Origin of the sequence: Bradyrhizobium sp. (assembly GCF_050014615.1) — a bacterium.
Classification (GTDB): Bacteria; Pseudomonadota; Alphaproteobacteria; order Rhizobiales; family Xanthobacteraceae; genus Bradyrhizobium.
In genome coordinates, this window is the sequence record NZ_JBEKCZ010000051.1 from 1 (window position 1) to 12,421 (window position 12,421).

7 protein-coding genes are annotated in these 12,421 nt (G+C 62.7%); 5 read left to right on the top strand and 2 right to left on the bottom strand.

All coding sequences use genetic code 11. From position 1 onward, the window contains the following. Positions 1 to 1,516: GMC family oxidoreductase (locus ABR948_RS10870; RefSeq protein ID WP_428117026.1), on the bottom strand; the 1,516-nt coding region annotated here is incomplete at its 3' end. Between the two features lie 169 nt (positions 1,517 to 1,685). Here ABR948_RS10870 and ABR948_RS10875 point away from each other — a divergent pair. Further along, a complete protein-coding gene (locus ABR948_RS10875) occupies positions 1,686 to 2,858 on the top strand; it encodes a M20 aminoacylase family protein (protein WP_428117029.1) in 1,173 nt (390 codons plus the stop codon). Positions 2,859 to 3,068: 210 nt separating this feature from the next. Here the strand turns inward: ABR948_RS10875 and ABR948_RS10880 are convergent, their stop codons facing one another. Further along, positions 3,069 to 4,691, bottom strand: coding sequence for an inorganic phosphate transporter (locus ABR948_RS10880; RefSeq protein ID WP_428117032.1), 1,623 nt, complete (start codon positions 4,689 to 4,691; stop codon positions 3,069 to 3,071). A 324-nt stretch (positions 4,692 to 5,015) separates the two neighbouring features. Here ABR948_RS10880 and ABR948_RS10885 point away from each other — a divergent pair, with 324 nt between their 5' ends. The 4 genes from ABR948_RS10885 to ABR948_RS10900 all read left to right on the top strand — a co-directional run bounded on the left by ABR948_RS10885 (position 5,016) and on the right by ABR948_RS10900 (position 12,407). Beyond that, entirely contained in the window at positions 5,016 to 5,873 is an 858-nt protein-coding gene (locus ABR948_RS10885; RefSeq protein WP_428117035.1) for an ImuA family protein, read from the top strand. After that, the gene (locus ABR948_RS10890) at positions 5,854 to 7,380 is read left to right on the top strand and encodes a Y-family DNA polymerase (RefSeq protein WP_428117079.1); all 1,527 of its coding nucleotides are present in this window, start codon (positions 5,854 to 5,856) and stop codon (positions 7,378 to 7,380) included. The genes ABR948_RS10885 and ABR948_RS10890 overlap by 20 nt, the downstream gene beginning before the upstream one ends. Then, positions 7,377 to 10,856 (top strand): error-prone DNA polymerase, encoded by a 3,480-nt coding sequence (locus tag ABR948_RS10895; protein WP_428117037.1) that lies wholly within the window; start codon positions 7,377 to 7,379, stop codon positions 10,854 to 10,856. Before ABR948_RS10890 ends, ABR948_RS10895 begins: the two co-directional genes overlap by 4 nt. A 159-nt stretch (positions 10,857 to 11,015) precedes the next feature. Then, positions 11,016 to 12,407 carry a CoA transferase gene (locus ABR948_RS10900; protein ID WP_428117040.1) on the top strand — a complete coding sequence of 464 codons (1,392 nt, stop codon included), beginning with the start codon at positions 11,016 to 11,018 and terminating at the stop codon, positions 12,405 to 12,407. Positions 12,408 to 12,421 lie beyond the last annotated feature (14 nt).

Sequence of the window (12,421 nt, forward strand, 5' to 3'; positions counted from 1 at the left end):
CGGCGACGCGAAGCCCCGCCATCCCGTGAAAACGCAGGCGCTGGTCGACGACGGCCATGGGATCGCTTGCCGACCCCATTTTCGCGGTTCCCACGGGATGAAAAATCGTGGTGCCGATGTCGCCGGCGGCTTTCGCCAGCGACACTTCGTCGTCGCCGACCGACGGGCCCGGCAGAAATTCCTGCGGATGATAGGGCGCCAGCACCGGCTGCTTCATCAGCCGTCGTGTGGTGCGGATGGCGTCGGCGGCGACCTGACGGTCTTCGTCGGTCGACAAATAGTTCGGCGCGATCGACGGTGCCTGGTCGGACAGTGCCGAGCGGATGCGGACGGTGCCGCGCGAGGTCGGCTGCAGATTGCAGGCGCTCACCGTGATCGCCGGAAAGCGGTGCAGGGGATCGCCGAATTTGTCGAGCGACAATGGCTGCACGTGGAACTGGATATTGGCGCGCTCACGATGCGGATCCGAACGCGTGAAAATGCCGAGCTGTGACGGCGCCATGGTCAACGGGCCACGGCGGCGGAAGGCATAATCGAGGCCCATCAGGCCGCGCCTCACCAGTGAATAATAGGTCTCGTTGAGGGTGCGAACGCCGTCAACCTTGTAAATCGCGCGCTGCTGCAGATGGTCCTGCAGATTGCGTCCGACGCCGTGCCGGTCGAGGACGCTTTCGATCCCAAGCGGCGTCAGCCATTCCGCCGGGCCGATACCGGAGCGGTGCAGCACCTGCGCCGATCCGATCGCGCCGGCGCACAGGATCACTTCACCGCTGGCGCGGGCTTCGATGATTTCGCCGCCGCGGGTGAAGCGCACCCCGACGGCGCGGCCGTTCTCGACGATCAGGCGATCGACCAGCACGTCCTTTTCAAGCCGCAGATTGGCACGCTTCAAGGCCGGCTTCAGAAAGCCGCGCGCGGAAGACCAGCGCCGTCCGCGCTTCTGGTTGACATGGAAATAGCCGACGCCTTCATTGTCGCCGGTGTTGAAATCCGGAATTTTCCGGATTCCCATTTGTTCCGCCGCATCGCCGACCGCGTCGAGAATGGCCCAGGACAGCCGCGGCGCTTCGATCCGCCAGCCGCCACCGGTGCCATGATGCTCGCTCTCACCCAGAAAGTGATCTTCGAGCCGCCGGAACGCGGGCAGCACGTCATCGTAACCCCAACCCGACAGGCCGAGCTGACGCCAGTGGTCATAATCGGCGGCCTGTCCGCGCATCGAGATCATGGCGTTGATCGCCGAGGAGCCGCCGATCACCTTGCCGCGGGGATAGGCCAGCGAGCGGCCGTTGAGACCGGGTTCCGGCTCGGTCCGGAACATCCAGTCCGAACGCGGATTGCCGATGGCGAAGAGATAGCCGACCGGGATGTGAAACCAGATCCAGTTGTCGTTGCCGCCGGCCTCCAGGATCAGGACCCGGGTTTTGGGATCGGCCGACAGCCGGTTGGCGACGATACAGCCGGCGGTACCCGCGCCCACGACAATATAGTCGAAATCACCTTCAAGCCGCTTCATACGCCATCACCGTCCACCAATTAGGCACTTAAGTAGTCTTTAGAGTAAGCCTTGAGCGGCTAAGGCCATACCGTCGCGGGTGGCTGCTGTACAGCGCTTGCGGAGTGTTGGGTGGATCGGGGCTGCGTGCTAGACAGGGCAAAGCGCCCCAATTGGATCGAGCCCTCCCATGCCCATCGTCAATCGCGTCGCCGATCTGCAACCCGATATTCAGGCCTGGCGCCGGGATATCCATCAACACCCGGAATTGCTGTACGACGTCCACCGTACCGCGGCATTCGTGGCGGAGCGGCTTCGGGAGTTCGGCTGTGACGAGGTGGCGACGGGTCTGGGCCGCACCGGGGTTGTCGGCGTCATCAGGGGTCGCAAGCCTGCCGGCAAGGGCGATATCAAGGGGATCGGGCTTCGCGCCGATATGGATGCGCTGCCGATCGAGGAGGCAACCAACCTGCCATACGCCTCCAGGACCGCGGGCAAGATGCATGCATGTGGCCATGACGGGCATACCGCGATGCTGCTCGGCGCGGCCCGTTATCTGGCCGAGACCAGGAATTTCGCGGGCGATGCCGTTGTCATCTTTCAGCCCGCGGAGGAGGGCGGCGCCGGCGCCGCGGCGATGATCAGGGATGGTCTCATGGACCGCTTCCCCATCGATCAGGTCTACGGCATGCATAATGGTCCGGGAATTCCGGTCGGTTCGTTTGCCATCCGGTCCGGTCCGATCATGGCCGCCACCGATGCCATCGACATCCGGATCGAAGGGCTCGGCGGACATGCGGCACGCCCGCATATCTGCATCGATACCGTTCTGGCCGGCGCACAACTGATCACGGCCTTGCAGTCGATCGTGTCGCGCAGCGTCGATCCGCTGGAATCGGCGGTTATTTCGATATGCGAATTCCACGCCGGCAATGCGCGCAACGTGATACCGCAAACCGCGGAGCTGAAAGGTACCGTCCGCACCCTGACGGCGGAGATGAGAAAATTGGTCGAGAAGCGGGTGCGCGAAGTTGTCGCCGGCGTGGCGCAGATGACGGGCACGCAGATCGATCTGACATATGAACGCGGCTATCCGGTGGTGGTCAACCATGCCTCGCAGACCGATTTCGCAACACGGGTGGCAAAGGAAATTGCCGGCGACGCCAACGTTCGCGAGATGGCGCCGATGATGGGGGCGGAGGATTTCGCCTATATGCTGGAGCAGCGGCCGGGTGCGTTCATTTTCTGCGGCAATGGCGACAGCGCCGGGCTGCATCATCCCGCCTATAATTTCAACGACGATGCGATCGTCTTTGGTACGTCGTACTGGGTCAAGCTGGTCGAGAACACGCTGGCGGCGTGACGGCCTTCACCGGCGCCGCAACCCGCGCTTATGGAAAACGCTTGCAGAAAAGGCCCACGCCGATGGCGCGGGCCTTTTGCTTCGAAGTGACGGGTACGAGACCGGGGTCTAGAGCCTGATTCAACTGGGTTGAATCAGGCTCGTCGTCCATCTTCATGTTTGAGCATGATCTTTTTCGGAAAACCGGTTCCCACTTTTCCGGATCATGCTCTAAAGCAGCCGTGAGAACAGCAGATACAGGGTGCCGGAGATGATCATCGCGGCCGGCAGGGTCAGGATCCAGGCCAGCGCGATGTTGCGGATCGTCGACCATTGCAGTCCCGATCCGCTGGCTGACATGGTGCCGGCGATGCCGGAGGACAGCACATGGGTGGTCGAAACCGGCAGCCCATATACGTCCGCCGCCGCGATGGTCGCGGCCGCCGTGATCTCGGCGCAGGCGCCCTGCGCATAGGTCAGGTGGGTCTTGCCGATCTTTTCGCCGACCGTGACCACGATCCGCTTCCAGCCGATCATGGTGCCGAGGCCGAGCGCGATGGCCACCGCGATCTTGACCCAGCTCGGAATGAACTTGGTCGCGCTGTCGAGCGAGCCCTTGTAGCTGTTGAGCGTGGTGACGTCATCGGCGCTGAGATCGCTTCCATTGTCCTTCATCAGAAAACGGATCGCCTCGGACACCAGATACATGTCGTTGCGGGTGTTGCCGACGGTATCGGCCGGGAATTTCGCCAGCGATCCGTACTGGGTCACCTGGGTGCTGATGTCACGGATCAGAACCGCCAGCGACGGGTAGGTGCCCTCGTTGATCTGACGCTGCGCGACATAGTTCGTCACCGCCGGCCGCGGATTGCCGATCACGCTGTGGCCCGCGCCCTTCTTTTCAATGATGCCGCTGGCAGCCTTCGAATTGGTGACGAACTGCGCGATCTGGCTCTCGGGCAGGGCCCGGTTGAGCGCATAGGCGGTGGGCACCACGCCGATCAGGATCAGCATGATCAGGCCCATGCCCTTTTGACCGTCGTTGGAGCCATGGAAGAAGCTGACCAGGGTGCAGGTCAGGATCAGGATGCCGCGGATCCACAACGGCGGGGGCTGGTCACCCTTCGGCTCGGCGAACAGCGCCGGGGTCGCGCGCTGCATGACCGTCTTCAGCACAAACAGCAGCACCGCGGCGAGCGCGAAGCCGAACAGCGGCGACAGCAGCAGCGCCTTGCCGATATTGGCGGCCTGCGACCAGTCCACGCCAGAGGTGCCGTCGCGGCCGCGCAGCAGGGCGTTGGTGATGCCGACGCCCATGATCGATCCGATCAGGGTATGCGAGCTCGAGGCCGGCAGACCGAAATACCAGGTGCCGACGTTCCACATGATGGCCGAGATCAGCAGCGCAAAGACCATCGCAAAGCCGGCACCGCTGCCGACCTGCAGGATCAGCTCGACGGGCAATAGCGAGACGACGCCGAAGGCCACCGCACCGGTCGACATCAGGACCCCGAACAGGTTGAACATTCCCGACCAGACCACGGCGATATTGGCCGGCAGCGAGCGGGTATAGATCACCGTGGCAACCGCATTGGCGGTATCGTGGAAGCCGTTGACGAATTCGAAGCCGAGCGCAATCAGCAATGCCACAAAGAGCAACAGATAGGGCATGATCGATGTCACCCGGGTGCCGGTGGCATCGACATCGTCATAGATGCTGTAGGCGACGAACAGAAGAGCAACGGCGACCACCCCCAGGTAAATGATGCCGGTCAGCGGATTAAGGCCGCCATCAAGGTTCGGACCTTTATGCCGCGCGGGCTCGATCGAACCGGGTAACGCAAGGTCGCTCATCTGTATTCTCCTGCTACAACGCCCCAATTTTGGGCCTCAATTTGCTTGAGGCATGTGACAGGACGGTGAAATGCCACGGGGTTAGGTGGCGCTCTTAACAACTAATCGCATCGAGCCAGCCTTTCGTTGCCGCAATGGGCATTGAAGCCAGGCGGACGCACCGAGGGTCCTTTCGATCCCATTGGGACTGCTCACGAAAATCATGGACGCCGATACGGATTGACTCCTTGGGCCATGTTAGCTTTATATTAGAACATATCATGAACAAATGGGCCGGCCGCGGGTTCACCTGTGACGGCTCAACACCTCCTGAGGGAGCGGCGCATGACCGGCGTACGCACGAGCATGCTTGCGACTTTGCGCGGCAGCATTGAATGCATCGAGGCATCCGGCGATGCGTACACGCCGGGCAGAGTGGCCCTTGGACACGCGGACGCCGATGCCGCGTTGCAGGGCGGCCTCGCGATGGGGGCGGTGCACGAGGTGTTTGCCGAAGGACGCCAAAGCGCCGCGGCGACGGGATTCATCGCCGGCCTTGCGGGACGGGCGACGGCACGCCGGCCCCTGGCGTGGATACGGCAGGATTTCACCGAAATTGAATCGGGTGCGCTGTCGATGAGCGGACTGGCCGAATTCGGCCTCGATCCCCGCCTGCTCGTGACCGTGCGCGCGGCCGATGTGGACACCGCGCTGCGGACGGCCGCGGATGCACTCGCCTGCGATGCGCTTGGCGGTGTCGTGCTGGAAGTCTGGGGCGAAGCGCGCCAGTTCGATCTCGTCGCCAGCCGCAAGCTGACGCTGGCCGCGCAGGCGTCCGGAGTCACGGCACTATTGCTGCGGGTCGCGGCGGAGCCATCGCCCTCAACGGCGGAAACAAGATGGATCGTGCGCGCGGCGCATTCGCCGCCGGCAGCAGCTTTACTGCCTGCGGCGGCTTTATTGCCTGCGGCGGCTTGGAGCGCGTGGGGCGCGCCAGTGTTTGACGCGCAACTCGTTCGTAATCGTCATGGCCCTGTCGGGCGGTGGATCATGGAATGGAAATGTGATGAGTGCCTTTTCGAGAAACCGGCGGCGTATCCTCAGCCTGTGGCTGCCGCGCCTGCCCACCGACCGCATCCAACGCCAGCTCGCGCGCGGCAGCGCCGCGCCGTTTTCGAGCGAAGTGGGAACCGGTTCGCGTGAAGACAACGCGTCACGACAAAATAATCTTGCCTGCATCGTTGTTGCCAAACAAAACAACGCGCTGCAGATTTCCGCGCTGGATGATGCCGCGGCCCATCTCGGTCTTGAGATCGGCCAGCCGCTCGCCAATGCCCGCGCTATCTGTCCGCAATTAAGGGTGTTCGATGCCGATGAAGCGGCCGATGCCAGGGCGCTGAATGTCATCGCCGACTGGTGCGACCGCTTCACGCCGCTGGTGGCGCTGGATTCCCCGCATGGCCTGTTTCTCGACATCACCGGCTGCGCCCATCTGTTCGGCGGCGAGGCCGCGCTGATGCAGATCATCTGCGAAGCGCTGACGCGGCAGGGTTTTGCTGTCAGCGCCGGGATTGCAGGTACATCGATCTGCGCCCGCACGATGACGCGCTATGTCTCCGGGAAAATCATCCGGGATGGCGCAGAAGCCGATGCGGTCTGGCCGCTGCCGGTGTTCGCGCTCGGCGCCGAGGATGCCATCATCCGCGGCCTGCGCCGTGCCGGGCTGAAAACCATCGGCGATGTCGCCTCCCGTGCACGCCACGAAATCACGGCACGGTTCGGTGCTGATTTCACGACCTTGCTGGAACAGGCGCTGGGGCAGGGCGATGCACCGATCAGCCCGCGCAAGCCGCTGCCGGATTATATCGTGGAGAAGCGGTTTCCTGAACCGATCGCCACCGAAGGTGTGATCGCGGCGACATTATCCCGGCTGGCGCAGATGCTGGTCACGGCGATGGACCAGCAGGGCAAGGGGGCACGGCGGCTGGAGGCGGGTTTCTTCCGCACCGATGGCGCGGTCCGCACGATCGTGATCGACACTGGACAGCCCGTCACCAGATCAGGCGTGATGGATCGTCTGTTCCGCGAACGGCTCGATGCCCTGAACGATCCGCTCGATCCCGGCTTCGGCTTCGACCTGATCCGGCTTTCTGCCAGCCGCACCGAAATCGTGGTGCAGCAGCAGCGCGATCTCGATGCCAATGTGCACGACAATGACGAACTGGCGGCCCTGATCGATCGCATCGCCGCGCGCATCGGCGGACGGCGTGTGGTCGTGCACCTGCCGCAGGATACCCATATTCCGGAGCGTGCGGTGCTGGCGGCGCCGGCGCAGCATCAGCTTGCCGCGGCGATGCATGCGACATGGCCGGCACGTGTCGAGGGGGAGCCGCCGTTGCGGCCACTGCGGCTGTTTGAGAAACCCGAGCCCATCAAGGTTCCCTTTGCAACGGTCCCGGACGGGCCTCCGCACCACTTCACATGGCGGCGTGCCAATCATGCGGTGGTGCGGGTGGAGGGGCCCGAGCGCATCGCCATGGAATGGTGGAAGCACAACGGCCAGACCCTGACGCGCGATTATTTCCGGGTCGAGGATGAAGCGGGATTGCGCTTCTGGATCTACCGCGACGGGCTTTACGGCAGCGAACGCGTCACCGAGGAGGGCAAGCCGGCTCCGCCCAACTGGTTCGTGCATGGATTGTTCGCATGAACATCCCCGGCGTCATTAAGCCAATGTCTGTCGGCGTCGATACAACGCCTGACTATGCCGAAATCGGAATCACCACGAATTTCTCGTTCCTGCGCGGCGGATCGCATCCGCAGGATTACGTACGCCAGGCGAGCGCGCTTCGTGTTCCCGTCATCGGCATTGCCGATCACAACACGCTGGCCGGCGTGGTGCGGGCTTACAAGGAACTCGGCAATCCCGACCTCACCACCAAGCCAAAACTTCTGATCGGTTCGCGCCTCGTCTTTATGGACGGCACGCCGGACATTCTGGTCTATCCGCGCGACCGTGCCGCTTACGGCCGGCTATGTCAGCTACTCACCCGCGGCAAGCGAGGAGAAGATACCGCGAAGGGCGAATGCCATCTGAAACTCGATGATCTCCTGGAATTCACCGAAGGGCAGCTTCTGGTTCTGACGCTGCCGCATCGCTTCGAGGCGGTCAAAGCCCTCAGAGTACTGGACCAATTGCAGCGCAGCCGCGCGGATGGCGTCTGGCTGGCCGCGAGCCTCGTGTACCGCGGCGATGACAAGCGCCGTCTGGCGCGGCTTCATGGCGTCGCTACGAAGGCCCGCGTGCCGCTGCTGGCGACCAACGAGGTGCTGTATCACCATCCCGCGCGCCGCCCGCTGCAGGATGTTCTCACTTGTATTCGCGAGAAGACGGATATCGATGCCATTGGCCAGCGTCTGGAGGCCAATGCGGAGCGCCATCTCAAGCCGGCGGTTGAAATGGCGCGGCTGTTTCGCGAGTGGCCGCAAGCCATCGCGGAAACCATGCGGTTTGCAGGCCGCATTACGTTTTCGCTCGATCAACTGAAATACCAATATCCCGATGAGCCGGTGCCGCCGGGCAAGACCGCGCAGCGTCATCTCGAAGATCTGACCTGGCAGGGTGCCCACAGAAAATTCCCGGTCCGGATTTCACCCAAAACCAAAAAGGTTCTGCACAAGGAGCTGCGCCTGATCCGAAAACTCAAATACGCGCATTATTTTTTGACGGTGAACGATATCGTTTGTTATGCACGCAGCCAACACATCCTCTGCCAGGGCAGGGGGTCGGCGGCGAACTCCGCGGTGTGTTACGTGCTCGGCGTTACCTCCGTCGATCCGACCAAGGTCGATCTCTTGTTCGAACGCTTTATCTCCAAGGAACGGCTGGAGCCGCCCGATATCGATGTCGATTTCGAACATTCGCGGCGCGAGGAGGTGATGCAATATGTCTATCGCAGATATGGCCGCCACCGCGCCGCTATTATTGCGACCGTGATTCATTATCGTCCGCGCAGCGCCATCCGCGACGTCGGCAAGGCGCTTGGGCTGACGGAAGATGTAACGGCTTTGCTGGCCGATACGGTGTGGGGCAGCTGGGGCGATGGCCTCGACGAGATGCAGGTCCGGCAGGCCGGTCTCGATCCGCAGAATCCCATGATCCACCGCGCGGTGGCGCTGGCGGCCGAATTGATCGAATTTCCGCGGCATCTGTCGCAGCATGTCGGCGGCTATGTGCTGACCCAGGACCGGCTCGACACCTATGTGCCGATCGGCAACGCGGCGATGGAGGACCGCACCTTCATCGAATGGGACAAGGACGACGTCGATGCCTTGAACATGATGAAGGTCGACGTGCTGGCGCTGGGGATGCTGACCTGCATCCGCAAATGCTTTGACCTGATCGCGGATCATAAAGGCAGGCGTTACGAACTGGCCGATATCAAATCAGTGGATGACGACGAAGTTTATCAGATGCTGCAGAGAGGCGAATCGCTTGGCGTGTTCCAGGTCGAGAGCCGCGCGCAGATGAACATGCTGCCACGGCTGAAACCGCGGACATTTTACGATCTCGTCATCGAGGTGGCCATCGTGCGGCCCGGACCTATTCAGGGCGACATGGTGCACCCCTATCTGCGGCGGCGGAATGGCATCGAGAAGGTGAATTACCCGTCGCCGTCTCCTGCGCATGGCGACAAGGATGAATTGCGCAGGGTCCTGCATAAGACCCTTGGCGTGCCGCTGTTCCAGGAACAGGCGATGCGTATCGCCATTGAGGCCGCGAAGTTTACTTCCGAGGAAGCCAACGGGTTGCGCCGTGCCATGGCGACATTTCGCAATGTCGGCACCATCGGCAAGTTCGAATCCAAGATGGTCAATAACATGATCGCGCGAGGCTATGATCCCGTGTTTGCGAAGAATTGTTTCGACCAGATCAAGGGGTTCGGCAGCTATGGGTTCCCGGAAAGCCATGCCGCGAGCTTCGCGCAGCTCGTCTATGTCTCGTCATGGCTCAAATACTTTCATCCCGATGCGTTTTGCTGCGGGTTGCTCAATTCGCAGCCGATGGGCTTTTACGCTCCGGCGCAGATCGTCGGTGATGCCCGCAAGAATGGCGTCGAGGTGCGCGAGATCGATGTGTCGTTCAGTCATGCGCAGAACACGCTGGAGGGGCAAAGCGGAGATTATCGCGCCGTGCGGCTCGGCTTTCGCCAGATCGACGGATTCAGATGGGCCGATCCGGATGAAGAGCAACTGAAGCGAAGCCTGCTGTCATTCCGGGGCACGCGAAGCGTGAACCTCAGATGTGCATTGCACATCGGGGAATCTCGAGATTCCGGGCTCGTCGCTGACGCGACGCCCCGGAATGAAAGTGAAGGGGCAGACGACTGGGCCGAACGTATCACCGCCGCGCGACGGCGGCGTCCCTTCACCTCGCTGGAGGATTTCGCCCGTGACACGGCGCTGCCCAAGCGCGCGCTGATTCTGCTGGCGGATGCCGATGCGTTTCGCTCCATCGGCCTTGATCGTCGCGCCGCATTATGGGCGGTGCGGCGGCTGCCTGATGACATACCGCTGCCGCTGTTTGAAATTGCCGTCGCGCGCGAGCAGCCTGACGAAAATCTGGAGCCATTGCCTGAGATGCCGCTGCCCGAACAGGTGGTGGCCGACTATCAGACGCTGCGGCTGTCGCTGAAGGGCCATCCGATGGAGTTTCTGCGGCCGATGTTTACAAGCGAACGCGTCGTTGCCTGCAACGCGGTTTCTCATGTCAATGACAAGAAGCATATCCGTTGCGCCGGCGTGGTGCTGGTACGGCAGCGCCCGGGCAGCGCCAATGGCGTCGTCTTCATGACGCTGGAAGACGAAACCGGCATCGCCAATATCGTGGTATGGCCGCAGGTGATGGCGAACTTCCGCAAGCAGGTGATGGGCGCGCGGCTCATTCTGGTCGAGGGCTATATTCAGAGCAGCCCGGAACATGTGACGCATCTGGTGGCGCAACGGTTGTTCGACCGATCGCCTGATCTGATAAATCTGGCCAATGACGCGCTCGCCCGAAAGCACATATTGCCGTATGGTACGGCACTCAATGACGACCGGCGCGATCATCCGGACAATCCGGCCCAGAAAATCCGTCATCCGCGTAACGTCCGTATCCTGCCCCCCTCGCGGGATTTTCATTGAGCGGCGCACTTCACCCTCGGTTGTCATACCCGCGAAAGCGGGTATCCAGTACGCCGCGGCGTGTCAGATTGAACCGAGATGTCGCGGAATACTGGATCATCCGCTTTCGCGGATGATGACGGCAGTGATAATGTTGCGATGCTTGTTAAGGAACTCTCCATGCAAACGCCCCGTGAAATCCTCGCTGACCTCTGGACGCTGGCTGGCGGCGACCCCTCCGCGCTCGACGCCGTCACGCTGACCGGAGAAGAGCCGCAACTGCCGTCGTCATTTCGCGTCGCTGCCGCGGCGCAAGCCAGCATCGCGGCGGCCGGACTCGCCGCGGCACAAATCTGGAAATTGCGCAGCGGGCAAGACCAGGATGTCGCGGTCGACATGCGCCATGCCGTTGTCGAATGCCGCAGCGAACGGTATCTGCGCGTCGACGGCCAGTCGCCTCCGCCGGCCTGGGATGCCATCGCTGGGGTCTACAAGACCCGCGATCGCCGCTTCGTGCGGTTGCACACCAATTTCCCGCATCACCGCGACGCCGTCTGCAAGGTCCTGAACTGCCAGCCCGTGCGCGACGATGTTCAGGCCGCGCTGATGCAATGGGACGGCGAGGCCTTCGAGACCGCGGCCTATGCCGGCGGCTGCGTGGTGGCGATGATGCGCTCCCACGACGAATGGTCCGATCTGCCCCACGCCAAGGCGCTGGCCGGGTTGCCGCTGATATCGATCGATAAAATCGGTGAGGCCGCGCCGAAGCCATGGCCCGCGGGGGATCGTCCGCTCGCGGGCTTGCGCGTGCTCGATCTGTCGCGTGTGATCGCGGGCCCGGTCGCAGGCCGCACGCTCGCCGTGCACGGTGCCGATGTGCTGTTGATTTCCGGCCCAGACCTTCCGGCGATTCCGTGGCTCACCATCGATACCGGACGCGGCAAGCTGACCAGCTTCATCGAGCTCAAGAGTGAAGAGGGGCGAGACAGTCTGCGCGCGCTGTTGGCGCAGGCGGATATTTTCTCGCAGGGCTATCGTCCCCACGCGCTCGCCAGCCTCGGTTTCTCGCCGCAGGAGGCGGCGCAGATCAGTCCCGGTATCGTCTATGTAACGCTGTCGGCCTACGGCCATGCCGGGCCGTGGGCGGAACGCCGCGGCTTCGACTCGCTGGTGCAGACCGCGACCGGCTTCAATCACGCCGAGGGGCAAGCCGCCGGCATCGATGGGCCGAAGGAATTGCCGGCGCAAATGCTGGATCACGCCACCGGCTATCTGATGGCGTTCGGGGCGATGATGGCGCGGGTGCGCCAGTCGCGCGAAGGCGGCAGCTGGCATGTCCGGGTCTCGCTGGCGCAGACCGGACGATGGCTGTGGAATATGGGCCGCATGGCGGACGGGTTTAAAACCGAAGACCTCAGGGGTGACGCGGTTCGCCCGTTCCTGGAACAGGTACCCTCGGGCTTTGGCCCGCTAAGCTGCGTCAGCCATTCGGCCGTACTATCGAAAACGCCGGCATTCTGGGCGCGCCCGGCGATGCCGCTCGGCAGTCACCCGCCGCAATGGCCACGCTGAACGTCCCCCGTTTC

Bases quoted from the DNA above. Each gene is read 5' to 3' on its own strand.
- ABR948_RS10875 (WP_428117029.1), top strand. From the start codon at position 1,686: ATGCCCATCGTCAATCGCGTCGCCGATCTGCAACCCGATATTCAGGCC.
- ABR948_RS10880 (WP_428117032.1), bottom strand. From the start codon at position 4,691: ATGAGCGACCTTGCGTTACCCGGTTCGATCGAGCCCGCGCGGCATAAA.
- ABR948_RS10885 (WP_428117035.1), top strand. From the start codon at position 5,016: ATGACCGGCGTACGCACGAGCATGCTTGCGACTTTGCGCGGCAGCATT.
- ABR948_RS10895 (WP_428117037.1), top strand. From the start codon at position 7,377: ATGAACATCCCCGGCGTCATTAAGCCAATGTCTGTCGGCGTCGATACA.
- ABR948_RS10900 (WP_428117040.1), top strand. From the start codon at position 11,016: ATGCAAACGCCCCGTGAAATCCTCGCTGACCTCTGGACGCTGGCTGGC.